Source organism: Streptosporangium sp. NPDC048886 (assembly GCF_055586905.1).
The window spans coordinates 18,011-32,349 of sequence record NZ_JBVJHH010000042.1; the positions used below are offsets into that span (position 1 = coordinate 18,011).

The following is a 14,339-nucleotide window of genomic DNA, read 5'->3' on the forward strand; positions in this document are numbered from 1 at the left end:
GACAGGTGGGCCAGGATGGGGGGATGAGGACACTTGTTCTGGGTGGTACGAGGTTCCTGTCCAGGGAGATCGCGCGGCAGGCGCGCGATCGCGGGCACAAGGTGGTGTGCGCGGCGCGCGGGCTCGCGGGCGATCCGCCGCCGGATGTCGAGTTCGTCCGGGTCGACCGGAGCGAGGACGGCGGGCTGGCGCCGGTGGAGGGATCGTTCGATCTCGTCATCGACGTCGCCAGGCATCCGAGCTCGGTACGGCGGGCCGTCGCGGAGCTCGCTGGCCGTGCCGGTCACTGGACGTTCGTGTCGTCGTGCAGTGTCTACTCCGACTTCGGCGAGGCCAACCAGGTCATGCACGAGCCGCTGGCCGCCGATGCCGACGAGGCCGACCCGGAGAACTACGGGCCGGCCAAGGTGGCGTGCGAGCAGATCGTCGGCGACGGGGCGCTCCTCGTGCGGGCCGGGCTGATCGTGGGTCCGGAGGACCAGTCCGACCGGCTCACCTACTGGGTCGACCGGCTGGCGCGTGGCGGGCCCGTGCTGGCTCCCGGGTCGCCCGACGAGCTCGTCCAGCTCGTCGACGTGCGCGATCTGGCCGCCTGGACGCTCGACTCGGCGGAGAAGGGGCTCACCGGGCCGTACGACGCGGTCTCCATGCCCTTCGGCAGGGGCAGGCTGCTGGCGGAGATCGCCGAGGGCCTGGGGGTGGAGCCCGAGCTGGTCTGGGCCGGCCAGGAGTTCCTCGTCGAGCAGAAGGTGGAGCCGTGGATGGGGCCGCGGTCGCTGCCGATGTGGCTGCCGTTGCCCGAATACGCCGGCTTCATGACCCGCGATACCTCCGCCACGCTGGCCGCCGGCCTGCACATCCGCCCGATCGCCGATACGGCCCGCGACACGCTCGCCTGGCAGCGCGAGTCCGGCCACACGGTGAGCCGCTCCGGCCTCACGGCCGCCGAAGAGGCCGAGCTTCTCCGAATGCTTGCCTGACACGGCGGGGTGGTGTCGAAACTCATCGACACCAGCTCGCGATGGATCGCACTGACATCCACGTTCGCCGGCGTGTGGTGCCGGTCCCGGGTTCTGGCGGGCCGGGACTCCGGCCGGTCCGGGGCCGGGGCCGGATCCGGCCGTATCAGCGGAAGGAGCGCCGGTAGGCGGCGGGCGTGGTGTTCAGTGCGGCGTGGAAGCGGCGGCGCAGGTTCACCGCCGACGACAGGCCGACGCGCTGGGCGATCGTCTCGACGGGGAGATCGGTCTCCTCGAGAAGGGCGCGGGTGCTGGCTATGCGGCGGTTGAGCAGCCAGCGGCCGGGAGAGACACCGAGCTGGTCGGTGAAGTGACGGCTGAGAGTGCGGCGGGAAAGGCCGGAACGGGCCGCCATGGCCTCGACCGTCAGTGGCCGGTCCAGGTTGGCGGTGATCCAGTCGAGCAGCGGGGCCAGCGAGTCGGGGACCGGGCCGGCGGTCGGCAGCTCGGGGTACTGCCGCTGGCCGCCCTCCCGGTGCGGTGCGGCCGACAGCTGCCGGCCGATCCGCATCGCCAGGGCCGCGCCGTGGTCGCGCCGGACCTGGTTCAGGCAGAGGTCGACGGTCGTGGCCGTGGCGCCGGCCGTCGCCACGTCACCGTGATCCACATAGAGGACGGACGCGTCGGGCCGGATCCGGGGGAAGCGCGCGGCGAGATCGGCGGTCAGCTCCCAGTGGGTGGCGGCGGCGCGGCCGTCCAGGAGGCCGAGGCTCGCCGGAATGTAGATCCCCGAGCAGATGGCCATGATCCGCACGCCGCGGGCGTGGGCCGCGAGGACCGCCGCGCCGAGCTCGGGCGAGATCTCCGGGCCTGCGCACCAGCCGGCGACGAGGAGGGTGTCGGCCTCGTCGAGGGCCTCCAGCCCACGCTCGATGATCATGTCGACGCCCATGGTCGTCCGGACGGGCCCCGGGCGCTCGGCGCAGAGCGTGAAGTCGTAGTGCCCGGGGATGTCCGGGCCGTGGTAGCCGAAGACGGCGGAGGCGCTGGTCACCGGATACATCTCCTGGGGCGGGCTGACCAGGGTGACCACGCGGTGTTTCACGGCACGAATGTACCTAACGATGTCACCGTGGACGCCTGTGGCCGGCTTCAGGAGTGTCCAGGATGGGGGCTCATGGAGCCCAGGAAATGACCGCACTTCTCGACCGTGAACAGTCCTCCGCCGCCCCGGCCAGGCTCTGGACCAGGGACTTCACACTGTATTTCGGCGCCCGGGCGGTATCGCTGCTCGGTGACGCGATGATGCCCGTCGCGACGGCGCTGGCCGTCGGCGCGATCTACGGGGTGTCCGGCGTCGGCTATGTCCTGGCCGTCTGGACCGCCCCGTTCGTGATCTTCGTGCTGTTCGGCGGGGTGTTCGCCGACCGGGTGGGCGCCCGGAGCATGATGGTCGGCGCGGACGTCGTCCGGATCTTCACCCAGACCGCGGTGGCCGTCGCCTTCTTCACCGGGACCCCACCGTTCTGGCTGCTGCTGTCGGCCTCGTTCCTGTCCGGGACGGCCGCCGCGATGTTCCAGCCCGGCGTCAACGGCATGGTCCCCCTCGTCGCCGAGGATCCGCAGCGCGCCAACGGCACCCTGAAGATCGCCGACGCGGCCACCCAGCTCGGCGGGCCCGTCCTCGCGGGCCTGCTGATGACGCTGACCGGCGCGGGTGCCGTCTACGCCGTCGACGCGGGAACGTTCCTGCTCAGCGGCCTGTGCCTGGTCTTCATCCGGCTCGCCCCGGCCGCCGGGGCCAGGGAGCGCTCGACGGTCATGCTCGACCTGCGCCGCGGCTGGACGGAGTTCCGCTCCCGGAGCTGGATGTGGTCGGTGATCCTCATCTGGGTGTTCTTCGGCGTCCTGGTCTTCGGCCCCTACGTCCCGCTGGGCTCGCGCCTGATCGGTGACCGCCTCGGCGACGCCGCCTACGGCTGGGTGATGGCCGGCCTCGGCGCGGGCACCGTCCTCGGCGGGCTGATCGCGATCCGGTTCCGGCCGGCGCGGCCGCTCGCCGCCGGCGGCGTGGCCATGTTCGGATTCGCGTTCATCCCGCTGCCGGTGGCGCTGGAACTGCCGTTGCCGCTGCTGGTGGCGGGCCAGCTGCTGGGCGGGATGGCCTGGGCGTTCTGGTCGGTGATGTGGTCGACGAGCGTCCAGACGCAGGTCGTCCCCGACGTCCTCAACCGGGTCACCGCCTACGAGGTGGCCGGTTCGGTGGCCGGGGTCGCCGTCGGGCAGGCGCTGGTGGGGCCGGTCTCGGAGATCGTCAACCCTCGGGACCTGCTGTTCGTCTCCACCGGAGTCAGCTTCGCGGTCTGCGCGGCCCTGCTGCTGACGCCTCCGATCCGGCGGCTGCGCCGAGCCTGACCCCCTCGGGGCCGGCCAGTCCGGGGAGACCTCGCCCCCGTCAGGCGCCGGGTCATGGCTGTCGCCATCGCGCCGCAAACGCGCGGGCCGGATTCTCCGTGAAGATCGCGGATGCGATGTCGGAGCCCAGCTCGCGCTCGATCCGCGGGCGCAGGCCGCTCAGCAGGAACGGCATTCCCGGGCCGTCGGCACCGGACCTGGCCGCCGGGATGACCGTGTCACCGCCGAGCAGGATCTGCTGGGCGTGGCCGGCGTCGGCGAGGGCCGCGAAGCTGTCCAGCATGCGCCAGTCGGTGCCGTGGTGCGCGCGGGACGGACCGTCGAACGCCAGGAAGGCGCCGGCCTCGGCGGCCTGCCGGTGGATCCGCGTGTCCGGGAAACGGTGCAGGTGCCCGAGGATCACCCGGTGCGGAGCGACCCCGTGCGTCCGGCACAGCAGGTGGAGCACGTCCAGGGCGGCGGTTCCGGCCTCCAGGTGGATGCCGATGGGCGCGTCGGTGGCATGGTGCGCCTCGGCGGCGGCGGCCATGACGTGCCGGGCGTGGTCGTCGAGGCGGTGGTAGGCCCCGGCGACTTTGATCATCCCGGCCCGCACGGGGCCGCTGGTCAGTTCGTGGATGAACAGCTCGGCCAGCCTGTCGTGGACGCGCGTCAGCTCCTCCTGGTCGTAGTGCTTGGCCTGGTGCATTCCGGTGGCGGAGATGACATGGACGCCGGACCGCCGGGAAAGGCCGGGCAGTTCTTCGGTCCGGGGCCCCATCCCCCAGGGCGTCCATTGCACCACCGCGCGCCCGCCGAGCGCGGCGAAGGCGTTCAGCTCGGTGAGCGCGGCTCCGGCGTCGTCCAGTTCCTGGCCCGGCAGCGCCGGAGAGCTGATGAACAGATGGTCGTGGGCGTCGCAGATGCCCAGCTCTTCCGGCGGGATGTCCCCGAGCACGGTCCGGACCGCCGCCCTCATCGCGCGGCTCCCTGCTCCGGTCCCGGCAGGGTCTCCTGCTGGATGGCCTCGTCCTGGAGGAGGTCCGGCATCCGGTGCCCCTCACCGCGATCCAACCGCGCCCGTGTCATCTGCTCCGACAGTGCCTGACCCGTCGCCATGATCATGTGTCCGCCTCGGACTCTCGTAACGCTTTGAGCGTTACGAGAATCTAGCAGACGTAACGACCAAACCGTTACCCTGACCTCATGACCAAAGAGGACCGGTCCGCCTTCCGCTTCGACTGCGGCGCCACGTGGTTGAACCTGCTCGCCACCAGAGGCCGCACGTTCAGCGCGGACCCCGTGGAGCGGCTCGCCACGTCCGACCGCCTCGCCGAGTGGCTGGAGCGCTGCGAGCTGTCCCCCGCCCTGCCGCCCGATCAAGGCGACCTTCACCAGGCGCGGATGCTACGGGAGACGCTGCGCGTCCTCGCGCTGGCCACCGTCGACGAGCAGCCTCCACCCGCGGCCGCCGCGGCGGACCTGGCCGCGTTCCTGGCCGGACACGACGATCCCGTCCGGCTCGCTTCGGACGACCGGCTGCGACGCGAACCGCCGGCGACGACGGCGCACGCCCTGGCCCGGATCGCCCGCCAGGCGGTGGACCAGCTGACCGGCCCGGACCGGCTGGCCCTGAAGAGCTGCCCGGAACACGACTGCCGGGGCGTCTTCGTCGACCCGCCGGGGCGTCGACGCTGGTGCCCCTCCCCGGCGTGCGCGAGCCGAGGCAGGGTCCGCGCGCTCCGCGCCCGCCGCAAGGCGGCCACTCCCAACGCGGACGACGACCTCGCGGTCACCTCACGGCACTGAACCGCCGGGCCGTCGTCCGCGCAGGAACGCGCGCCTCCGCCCTGCCCTGCCCCCACGCGACAGTCGCAGGGCCATCCCTGCCCCGCCGGGCCTCCGGGCCGCCGGCCCGCCTCGGAGATCAGCGCGCGGGTGGCCGTGAGGACCGCCTGCCGCGAGCGTTCGCCGCGCCGCCTCCAGATCACCTCGGAGCACGCCCCTCCGGTCAGCGCAGCGTCGGCACCGCGCCGCACTCCGCCCATTCGATCCCGACGCCGGGCAGGCCCCTGACCCATCTGCCGGCGATCTCGGCGAGCCGGGCCGCGTCCGGCGGCGTACGGCCGAGCCCGATCGCGTACCGCGCCGCCCCCGGGCCGGTCCCGAACGGCCGGGGCCAGGCGTGCGCGTCCACCGATCCGGCGTGTTCCAGGGCGGTGAGCAGCGCCCGCATCCGGCCCCGGAGGCGGCCCAGGGTGGCCTCGAACTCCTCGCCCGGCCCTGTCCGTACGGTCAGCACCGCCCATGCCGCGTGCCGCCGGTGCAGTGGCGGGGGCGACAACAGCTCGGGCCAGGGATCACCACCGGTCTCCGCCGCCGCCTCCAGGATTTCCCACGCCTGGTAGAGCTCCTGGACGAGCAGGTCGCGCCCGCCGTGACCGACCTGCTCGGTGCAGAGCCGGACCGGCTCGGTCGGGGTCACGATCGACACCGCCGCCCCGGAGCCGCCACCTGTCGTCGTACCGGAGCCGGCCGGACGGGGTGCGGCGGCGCCGGCCCGAAGGCTGACCGGTTCCCGCCAGTTCCAGGCGGCCCAGGTGCCGAAGAAGTGCCGGAGCAGGTCACCGGCGGGAAGGTCGCCGGCCTCGCGCGCCGTCCGTGCCGCCAGCACGGTCCAGGCCAGACCCGGCAGCCCGCCGAACGGGGCTGAATCCAGCCCGCGCGCCCCCGCCCACGCCTTCACCTCCCTGGCCAACCTGGTGAAGGCGGCACGGTCGCCGCCGGTCGCGGCCAGCACCGCGTCCGCGTCGCTGACCGCGCTCAACGCCACCGCGGCCGCCTCACCCAGCTGGGCGCGGCGGGCCACGGCCTGGGCGGGCGGGAGCTGCCCGGTGGCGACCACCACCAGGTCGACGTCCAGGTCGTCGACGCGCATCCGCAGGCCCGGCACCCTGGCGCCGATCACCTGCCGGATCCCGGTGGCGCCTGCCGCCGCCACCCGCGCCTGGACGCGGGCCAGGTCGACGGCGCCCGGCAGCGCCGCCACCAGGTCCAGGTCCGCTCCGGCCAGCGCGCAACCCAGCCGTCGTGATCCGGCCACGTGCACGATTCCGTCGCCCAGCGCCTCCGACAGCCGCTGTGCGACCTGCGACGCCCGCGCGGTTGCGGGGCCGTCCTCCGCCGGCGGGCCGTCCCCGCCGGCGCGGGCCCGGGAATGCGGCCCGGCGGCGCGTGTCTCGCCGAGCCGGGCCCGCGCCTGCGCGTCGAGCGCCGGCAGCCACCGCACCTCGCCCGTTCCCAGGGTGATCGTCGCCCGTGGCCGCATCGGCTCCTCACCCCGGCGGGAGAGCAGGACCAACTCGCCGACCCGCGCCGACATGCCGCCCAGCCGGACGGCGTGATCGATGGCGAGCCGGTGCGGATCCGGGGTCCGTCCCAAGGTCAGGTGCGGGGTGAAGCCGTCGGCGCGGCCGCGGCAGCGGGGAAAGCGCTGCTCCAGCGCGTGGCGCAGCCCCGCCCACGGAGCCGGGTCGGCAGCCGCCGGATCGAGCCAGACAGTGGCGCCGTCCCGATGCTCGAAGGCGTGCACCCCTTCGAGCCGGGCGGTGAACGGTGCGATCCCGGCCGCCGCGGCGGCGAGCAGCGGGGCCGCCTGCGCGAAGTCGGACTCCGGCACGAAACCGAAGAGCAGGTTGACGTGCGGTGGCCAGCGGTGGATCTGCGGATCGTGTTCCCGGCGGATCCGCTGGATCGCCGGCCACAGCTCCGCCGGCGGGATCCAGGCCACCGCGGTGCGGGCCGTCGGCGGAACGTCGAGGACGTCGACCGGCTCGATCCGGCCGGCGGCCAGATCCACTTCCACGCCGTAGTGGTCCGACACGAACAGCCCCTCCGGGCCGGGCGAGTCACCCCGCAAGGCCGCCCCGGCCGCCCGCAGCCCGCCTGCGCGCAGCAGTACCCGGTCCAGCCGGGAGGCCCGGCCGGACAGTGAGGAGACCGCGGCCAACGGGTTGACTCGCGGATCGAACGTGGGCGTGCGGTCATCGGGTCCGTGCACCTCGGTCCAGGCATCCCGTAGTCCCAGCACGCCTGCTGGCCCGTCCCCGCCGTCGTTGAGGTCGCCCAGCAGGATCACCTCGCCGTCCACCCCGGCCAGCCCCTCGGCGATCCGGGCCAGCTCCTCCTGCCGCCGGACCGGACCGTCGGCGGAGTGGTCGCTGGTCAGGTGAGTGGTGGCCACCACCACCGGCCCGGAGGCGGACTCGACGGTGACGGCGGCGACGGCCTTGTGCGGGCCGAGGACGTGCCAGGCCGCCTCCCGTACGGGCACCCGGCTGAGCAGCAGCAGCCCGCTGTCCTCGACGTCCTTGCCGGCGGGGTCGGTGCCCAGGGCGTAGCCGGAGCGGACCCATCGCGCCCGCAGCAGCATGGCGAGCAGATCGGCCTCGACCTCCTGCAGCGCGATGACGTCCGCGTCGGCGTGTTCCAGCGCCGCCAGCAGCAGCGGCCTGCGCCGGGCGGTGTCGATCCGGTCGCTGTCGTAGCGGTCCCACAGCGTGTTCCAGGTCAGCACTCGCAGACCCGCGGCCGCCGGCACCGTCCGGGACGTGCGGTCCGCCGGGCGCCACCCGGCCTCCGGATCCCAGGCGTACGGTGTCCTGGCCGTGAAGAAGGGCGCCCGCAGCCGGCGCGGCTCCCGCACCCGGCCGGCCCCGGACGTGTCGATCCGGTCCACACCGGCGGACCGGTCCCAGAGCACCTCGCCGTCCGCCTCGACGAAAAGCACCCGGTGCCACGGGATATCGCCTCCGGGGACGAAGGCGGGCAGCGGCACCCGCTTGGGAGAGGCCCCGCGCACGTTGATGCCCAGCACGAACCGGGCCGGGTCGAACCGTGGATCCCAGCGGACCCGGTGGTAGATCTCCTCGCTCGTGCGCATCACTCCTCCTCACCGTCGAGTGCTCCGGCGACGTCCTCGACGGTTCCGGCCGGCCCGACGTACCACGTGCGGTGTGCCTGGCCGGGGTAGGGCGGGGAGAAGCGGCGGAGCTGCGCGGCGAGCACCTCCGGCGGCACCTGGTGTGTCCGGCCGGTGTTGCGCCGGGCCAGCGCGTCCTCATCGACCAGCAGGACCGCGTGTGTGATCAACGCGTCGCGGCGGTGCGCCACGGCGTGCACCGAGGAGCGCTGGTGCTGGCTGAGGGACGTGGCGTCCCAGACCACGGTACCGCCGCCGGCCAGGGCGGCGTCGAGCCGGTCCAGGCCCGCCCGGAAGACGGTCGCGTTGGCCCGCTGGTCCGACCGGGACCCCTGGGCCTGACGCAGATCGTCGAGGGAGACGATCTCGCCGACACCGGGGAGAGCGGCGGCGAAGCGGCTCTTCCCGCTGCCCGACGGGCCCACCATGTGGACGAGCCGGGGAAACTCCCCGGACCGCCACCGCCGGCTCAGCGCCACGGCCTCCTCGGCGGTGGCGATCCGGCCCAGGGCGTAGGCCTCCCGCGCCTGCGCCCAGCATCGGTCGGTCACGTCGGCGTCGCGCTCGCCCAGCGCCCGGCGCAGACCCGCCCGCAGCGGCTCCAACGGCGCCTCCCCGAGCAGCCCGGCGTCCTCGGCGTGCAGCGCGGACCAGTCGACCTGCTCGCGGGCGTCGGCGGACTCTCCGTCGGCGCGGCCGGCCAGGACCGCGCCGGCGACCGCGTGCAGGACGCCCAGGTCGGCGGCGGCGGCCAGCCGTACCAGGCCGGTCCGGCGCTGGTCGTCGGGGAACGGGCGGTGCAGACCGGGGTGGAGCCCGACCAGGTCCGCGACCCGCCGCGCCAGCGGCATGCCCAGCGGCGCCACCAGCCGGGGCGCCAGCCGGGTCCGGCGCGTGCCGTGCAGCAGCGTCGCCAGCACGCCCGCCAGCCGGGCGTCCCCCGACCGGCCCAGCAGATCGAGCCTCGCCGACACCTCGGACACCGCCGCCTCGGCCCGCTCGACGGCGGCGGGCACCGGCTCGGCCGGCCCGCCCAGGTCCGCCGGAGCCATCCCCGCCGCGGCCAGCAGCGACGGGACGTCGGCGGAGGCTCCCGAACGCACCGCCCACAGCGTGGCGGCCGGGCTCAGGCCGTTGACGACGACGGGGGCGAGCATCCAGTGCGTGTCGGTGCGGACGTGCCCCCGGCGCACCCATTTGGCCACCCGGCGGGCGAACTCCTCCCGGGCGAACCCCTCGACGGCACGCACGACGTATCCCTCGTGCCGCGAGGTGTCCAGGCGCAGCGCCCGCAGCGCCCGCTCGTCGAAGGCTCCGCGCCACAGCACCCGCGGGACCGGAATCCCCAGACGCCGGGTGAAGCGCACCGTACGGTCCCAGTCCAGGCAGCGGTCGCCGTCCCAGACCGAGAAGCCGTAGAACCAGCTCTCCAGGTCCTGGTACCCGATCGAGTGCCGCGCGTAGAGGTTCTCCCCGCACACCCGCCAATCGCGCGGGATCGAGGAGGCGATCCGCCCCTGCAACGCCTTGACCCAGGCCCGGGACGGGTGGTGCGCCGAGTCCGGCGAACGGGCATGCAGGCCGTCCGGGTAGAGGGTCGTGTTCTCCCCGTCGAGTTTCTCGGTGACCACGACCTCCTGGCCCACCAGCCCCGACAGGTCGCCGATCCGCACGTCGTCCGAGGACGCCCCTGGAGACCAGGGCAGGTGCGGAGTGCGAGGGTAGTGCGTCCGCATGATCCGCTCCCGGTGCCGCCGTCAGGTCCCGGTCACTGTAGGAGCCCGACGGCAGCGGGTCCATCGAATAAACGCCGGCTGCCCGGCCGGCACGGAGCGGCCATCCGGTCCTCCGCCGAGTCGGCCCCCCGGCTCCGAGTCGTGGTCCTCGCCCCGACGCTCCACCGGCTTCCTGAGACGGCCGGCCCACCGTACCCCCGGCCGGGCAGCGGGCGGTGGGCGGTCAGGGGATGAGGGAGACTTCGGGGAAGCGGGCGTCGGGGGTGTCGAAGAGCCGGCTGGGCTCCCTGTTCAGGTGCAGGTCGAAGAAGGCCGCGATGTAGGCGCGCTGGGCCGACACGGACCGGCCGGGGTCGACCGTGCCGACGAAGTCGGCGACGGGCACCTTCGGCACCGCCGCTGCGATCTGCGGCAGCATCACCTGCAGGTCGGTGAACGAGCCGTGCGCCGCGCCCGCGAGGCGCAGCTCCCGTTTCCAGCCGGTCGAGGCGTCCCAGAACGACTTCCAGCTCGGTTCGCTCGCCCGGGTGTGCGCCTCGGCTGCGATCTGCAGGAACGGCTTGGCGACGCCGGTCTTCGCCACCCGGCCGACGTAGCCGCCGTCGAGGTTCACACCCGCGTCCACGCGCCGGTCGTCGTGGACGAGCTGCGCGGCCACCGACCCGCCGAGGGACTGGCCGAGCACTCCCACCCGGGACAGGTCCGGGGCGCCACGCAGCCCGGCGGGCAACTGCCCGGCCTCCTCGCCGAGGCCGTGGCCGCGTCCCAGCGCGGTGATCTTGTCGAGGACGAACCGCATGTCCGCGAGGCGGGCCCGTGAATGCCGCGCGAGCAGCTTGGCGATGACGCGCGGAGTCAGCTCCGTCGGCAGGGGCACGGCCCGCACGACCCGCCCGCCCGGGAACTCCACCTGGTCGGCCTCGTAGGTGTGGTCCACGGTGACGACCAGGTGGCCGCGGGAGGCCAGGTCCTCCACCAGGGTGGTGCCGAGCGTGCGCGGGCCGCCGTCCCCGGAGCCGAAGAGCACGACCGGAAGCCTGCCCGCCCGACGGTCCACCGGCGCGCCGACGCGGGCATGGGTAGGGGTCGCGGCCCAGTCCACCGCGCCCGTCGCGATGCCCATGGGCGGCGCGGAGCGGCGGTCCCAGTCGGCCGCGGCCAGGGGCGCCATGTGGGGGGCGACGGGCAGGGCCCGGCCGGTCTCCTCCGCCGGGTACCACAGGCTGACCATCAGTTCCCGGTAGGGCTGCGAGCGGAGCAGGGGGTCGGGGCGCGAGCGGTCGACCAGGCGCACGGCGAGGGTGCCGACGGAGTACGGCCCGGTCGGCGCGGGCAGGGCCGTCGTGACGCGGTGCCCGGCCGGCGCCTGACGCGCCAGGACAGCGGGTGCCGCCGTGGCGAGCGCGGGGGCCGTCGCGGGGAGCGCGGGGGCCGTCGCGGCGAGCGCGGGGGCCGTGGCAGGCGCGGCGACCGTGGCCAGCGCCAGCCCGGCGACCGTCGCGGCGATCGTGGGGAAGGACATGTGAGGCTCCTTGCAAGCTGCGGATTCCGGTGCCCGACGAGGCTGGCAGCGGGGCCCGGCCCCGGGCCAGCGGCGTACGGCTGATCCACGCCTACGACTTCCGGCTGACATGCCCGGATGTTCATCCTGAAGGAGGATGGGGAGCGAATCCGCAGGACAACTAGGGTGAGCGGCATGAAACGAGGCGACCGTCCGGTGGCCTGTCCCGCAGCGCTCACTCGATGGTCGTCCATACCCGCCGACGCGCTGCTGGCGGCCGTGATCTTCCTTGTCACGCTCGGCCCCGGCCAGGTGCCGGCACGCGGCGAGCCGGGGCCGCTGCTGCTCCAGGTGGCCCTGGTGGTGCCCCTGGCGTGGCGGCGGCGCGCGCCGCTGACGGTGTTCTGCGCGATCGCGGCGGCGGCCGCGGTCCAGTGGGTCGCCGACGTGCAGCTCCCCGCCGACGCCGCGCTGCTGGTCGCTCTCTACACCGTCGCTACGCGCTGCACCTGGCGGCAGACGCTGGTGGCCGGGCTCACGCTGGAGGCCGGAGCGCTGCTGGCCGCGGCGCGATGGGCGCCGCCCGGCCAGTCGCCGTTCACGGTGGCCGCGCTGACCGCGATGACCGCCGCCGCCCTCACCACGGGCCTGTGGACGCGTGCCCGGCGGGCGTACGTCACCTCGCTGGAACACGACCGCGAGCAGCGGGCACGGCTCGCCGTCGCCGAGGAACGCGCCCGGATGACCCGCGACATGCACGACATCGTCACCCACAACCTGTCGGTCATGGTGGCGCTGGCCGACAGCGCGGCGTACGTACGGCACCGCGCGCCGGAGCGGGCGGCCACCGCCGTGGAGCAGATCGCGGCCACCGGACGGCAGGCCCTGGACGACATGCGACGCTCCCTCGGCGCCGAGCAGGACGCCGAGTCCTGCCGGCAGACCGGCGCGCGGCTGCGTCCGGCCCCCGGGATCGCCCAGCTCGGCCCGCTCACCGACAGGATGCGCGCGGTCGGGCTGCCGACCCGCCTGGAGGTGACCGGTGACCCGGACGCGGTCCCGGCCGTCGCCCAGCTCACCGTCTACCGGCTGGTCCAGGAGGCCCTGACGAACGCGCTCAGGCACGCTCCCGGGGCGACGGCCGAGGTCCGGGTCCGCCTGACGCCGCGGTGCGCCGCCGTGGAGGTCGTTGACGACGGCCGCCCGGGGCCCGCGCCAGGAGACGCCCACGGGCGGGGCCTGGTCGGCATGCGCGAGCGCGTCGCCGCCTACGGCGGTATCCTCCATGCCGGTCCGCTGTCCGGCGGCGGCTGGCGGGTGGCGGCCAGCCTCGACATCGGCGACGACACGATGGGGAAGGACACGGCGTGACGATCCGGCTGCTGATCGCCGATGACGAGTCGTTGCTGCGCATGGCGTTCCGCATGGTGTTCGAGGCCGAGCCGGACCTGGAGGTGGCCGGCGAGGCGGGCGACGGCGACGAGGCCGCCCGGATGGCCCGGCTGCTACGGCCCGACGTCGTGCTGATGGACGTACGCATGCCCGGCATGGACGGGATCGAGGCCACCCGCAGGATCGTCAGGGACTCCCCGCGCTCGCGCGTGCTCATCCTGACCACCTTCGACCTGGACGAGTACGCCTTCGCCGGGCTGAAGGCCGGGGCCTCGGGCTTCCTGCCGAAGAACACCCGGCCCGAGGAGCTGCTGGCCGCGATCCGCAGCGTGGCGGCGGGCGACGCCGCGGTCTCCCCGCGGGTCACCCGCCGCCTGCTGGAGAAGTTCGCCCCCCAGCTCATGCCCAGCGTGCCCGAGCGCGACGAGCGGCTGGCACCGCTCACCTCCCGCGAACGCGAGGTGCTGGTCCAGGTGGCGCGCGGGCTGTCCAACGCCGAGGTCGCCGCGGCGATGCACCTGGCCGAAGCCACCGTGAAGACGCACCTCAGCCGGGTCCTGCTGAAACTGGGGCTGCGGGACCGCGCACAGGTCGTGGTCTTCGCCTACGAGAGCGGTCTCATCCGCCCGGCGACAGCGCATGGCGGGTGAGCCAGGCGCACGGGCGGGGACGCCGATCACCGCGCCGCTCGGGGGCGCCTGGCGGGTCCGGCTGCGCGACGCGCGGATAATCGCCGTCCATCCGCGACAACCGCCTGCCGTCCCCGGCCGGATTTCCCAGTGGTCCGCAAGCGGTTTCCAAGTACGGCGGCGCATTCTGACGGCAGGAAATCATGTGTCCGAGACGCGATTACCGCCGGAGTCGCCGTTCATGGGCGCGTTCTTCAACTTCGACGAAGGACAGGAAAAGAATGAGAACTCGTCGTCTGGCCGCAGTGGCGTTGATGGCCGGTGGGCTTGCCTTCAGCACCGTCACCGTCTCCGCCACGGCCGCCTCCGCCGCAAGTCCCGCCGCGCAGGCCGCCCCCTCATGGCACCTCGCCGGTTACTATGACTACAACGACCAGTGCGTCAGGGCCGGCTTCAAGGCCATCACCAGTGGCGGCATCGTCCAGGATTTCAAGTGTGAGCGCGCCGGCTCTCGCGTTGCTCTTCACCTTTTCTATTAGAATTGATTAGGAGATCCGTCCCGGGCGGCGTCGATGTCGGCCCGGGGCGGATTTTTTCGCGGATTTTCTCCGTCTCGGGATGTTCTCCGTCCCGGGCGGTCCGCCAGGTCACCGGACGATCGAGAGTCCGGCGTCTCCCTCATGACACGGATGAGGCTCCCGGCAGACGGGTTGATCACCACAGCGGCCACCGGGCACGCGGGGCGAG

At 74.0% G+C, this 14,339-nt stretch carries 12 protein-coding genes; 6 read left to right on the forward strand and 6 right to left on the reverse strand.

Annotated elements, in window-relative coordinates:
• Positions 1-23 precede the first annotated feature (23 nt).
• On the forward strand, positions 24-980 hold the full coding sequence (locus ACZ6R6_RS38410) for an NAD-dependent epimerase/dehydratase family protein (RefSeq protein ID WP_470101861.1): 957 nt from the start codon (positions 24-26) through the stop codon (positions 978-980).
• Positions 981-1,125: 145 nt separating this feature from the next.
• Here ACZ6R6_RS38410 and ACZ6R6_RS38415 read toward each other — a convergent pair whose 3' ends face one another.
• Positions 1,126-2,064, reverse strand: a complete 939-nt coding sequence (locus ACZ6R6_RS38415) for a GlxA family transcriptional regulator (protein ID WP_470101862.1) — start codon at positions 2,062-2,064, stop codon at positions 1,126-1,128.
• An 86-nt stretch (positions 2,065-2,150) separates the two neighbouring features.
• On the opposite strand from ACZ6R6_RS38415, the gene ACZ6R6_RS38420 reads away from it, so the two are divergent.
• Positions 2,151-3,374: an MFS transporter gene (locus ACZ6R6_RS38420; protein ID WP_470101863.1), complete on the forward strand. Its 1,224-nt coding sequence runs from the start codon at positions 2,151-2,153 to the stop codon at positions 3,372-3,374.
• Between the two features lie 52 nt (positions 3,375-3,426).
• Here the strand turns inward: ACZ6R6_RS38420 and ACZ6R6_RS38425 are convergent, their stop codons facing one another.
• Both ACZ6R6_RS38425 and ACZ6R6_RS38430 read right to left on the reverse strand, forming a co-directional pair.
• Entirely contained in the window at positions 3,427-4,332 is a 906-nt protein-coding gene (locus ACZ6R6_RS38425) for a phosphotriesterase family protein (RefSeq protein ID WP_470101864.1), read from the reverse strand.
• A complete protein-coding gene (locus tag ACZ6R6_RS38430) occupies positions 4,329-4,478 on the reverse strand; it encodes a hypothetical protein (RefSeq protein ID WP_470101865.1) in 150 nt (49 codons plus the stop codon). The genes ACZ6R6_RS38425 and ACZ6R6_RS38430 overlap by 4 nt, the downstream gene beginning before the upstream one ends.
• 81 nt (positions 4,479-4,559) lie before the next feature.
• On the opposite strand from ACZ6R6_RS38430, the gene ACZ6R6_RS38435 reads away from it, so the two are divergent.
• Positions 4,560-5,162, forward strand: coding sequence for a CGNR zinc finger domain-containing protein (locus ACZ6R6_RS38435; protein WP_470101866.1), 603 nt, complete (start codon positions 4,560-4,562; stop codon positions 5,160-5,162).
• A 202-nt stretch (positions 5,163-5,364) separates the two neighbouring features.
• Here the strand turns inward: ACZ6R6_RS38435 and ACZ6R6_RS38440 are convergent, their stop codons facing one another.
• From ACZ6R6_RS38440 to ACZ6R6_RS38450, 3 genes are all read right to left on the reverse strand, one after another.
• Positions 5,365-8,295 carry a poly(A) polymerase gene (locus ACZ6R6_RS38440; RefSeq protein WP_470101867.1) on the reverse strand — a complete coding sequence of 977 codons (2,931 nt, stop codon included), beginning with the start codon at positions 8,293-8,295 and terminating at the stop codon, positions 5,365-5,367.
• Positions 8,295-10,070, reverse strand: coding sequence for an RNA ligase family protein (locus tag ACZ6R6_RS38445; RefSeq protein ID WP_470101868.1), 1,776 nt, complete (start codon positions 10,068-10,070; stop codon positions 8,295-8,297). The genes ACZ6R6_RS38440 and ACZ6R6_RS38445 overlap by 1 nt, the downstream gene beginning before the upstream one ends.
• Before the next feature lie 223 nt (positions 10,071-10,293).
• Entirely contained in the window at positions 10,294-11,592 is a 1,299-nt protein-coding gene (locus ACZ6R6_RS38450) for an alpha/beta hydrolase family protein (RefSeq protein WP_470101869.1), read from the reverse strand.
• Between the two features lie 174 nt (positions 11,593-11,766).
• On the opposite strand from ACZ6R6_RS38450, the gene ACZ6R6_RS38455 reads away from it, so the two are divergent.
• The 3 genes from ACZ6R6_RS38455 (at position 11,767) to ACZ6R6_RS38465 (ending at position 14,131) form a co-directional block, all read left to right on the forward strand.
• Entirely contained in the window at positions 11,767-12,942 is a 1,176-nt protein-coding gene (locus ACZ6R6_RS38455) for a sensor histidine kinase (RefSeq protein ID WP_470101870.1), read from the forward strand.
• The gene (locus tag ACZ6R6_RS38460) at positions 12,939-13,613 is read left to right on the forward strand and encodes a response regulator (protein WP_470101871.1); all 675 of its coding nucleotides are present in this window, start codon (positions 12,939-12,941) and stop codon (positions 13,611-13,613) included. The genes ACZ6R6_RS38455 and ACZ6R6_RS38460 overlap by 4 nt, the downstream gene beginning before the upstream one ends.
• Before the next feature lie 260 nt (positions 13,614-13,873).
• A complete protein-coding gene (locus ACZ6R6_RS38465; RefSeq protein WP_470101872.1) occupies positions 13,874-14,131 on the forward strand; it encodes a hypothetical protein in 258 nt (85 codons plus the stop codon).
• The last annotated feature ends 208 nt before the right edge of the window (positions 14,132-14,339 follow it).

What these genes read in the sequence shown, in the direction of transcription:
- ACZ6R6_RS38440 (WP_470101867.1), bottom strand. Translation starts at nt 8,295, where the DNA reads ATGCGCACGAGCGAGGAGATCTACCACCGGGTCCGCTGGGATCCACGG.
- ACZ6R6_RS38445 (WP_470101868.1), bottom strand. Translation starts at nt 10,070, where the DNA reads ATGCGGACGCACTACCCTCGCACTCCGCACCTGCCCTGGTCTCCAGGG.
- ACZ6R6_RS38455 (WP_470101870.1), top strand. Translation starts at nt 11,767, where the DNA reads ATGAAACGAGGCGACCGTCCGGTGGCCTGTCCCGCAGCGCTCACTCGA.
- ACZ6R6_RS38425 (WP_470101864.1), bottom strand. Translation starts at nt 4,332, where the DNA reads ATGAGGGCGGCGGTCCGGACCGTGCTCGGGGACATCCCGCCGGAAGAG.
- ACZ6R6_RS38430 (WP_470101865.1), bottom strand. Translation starts at nt 4,478, where the DNA reads ATGATCATGGCGACGGGTCAGGCACTGTCGGAGCAGATGACACGGGCG.
- ACZ6R6_RS38410 (WP_470101861.1), top strand. Translation starts at nt 24, where the DNA reads ATGAGGACACTTGTTCTGGGTGGTACGAGGTTCCTGTCCAGGGAGATC.
- ACZ6R6_RS38465 (WP_470101872.1), top strand. Translation starts at nt 13,874, where the DNA reads ATGAGAACTCGTCGTCTGGCCGCAGTGGCGTTGATGGCCGGTGGGCTT.
- ACZ6R6_RS38420 (WP_470101863.1), top strand. Translation starts at nt 2,151, where the DNA reads ATGACCGCACTTCTCGACCGTGAACAGTCCTCCGCCGCCCCGGCCAGG.
- ACZ6R6_RS38450 (WP_470101869.1), bottom strand. Translation starts at nt 11,592, where the DNA reads ATGTCCTTCCCCACGATCGCCGCGACGGTCGCCGGGCTGGCGCTGGCC.
- ACZ6R6_RS38435 (WP_470101866.1), top strand. Translation starts at nt 4,560, where the DNA reads ATGACCAAAGAGGACCGGTCCGCCTTCCGCTTCGACTGCGGCGCCACG.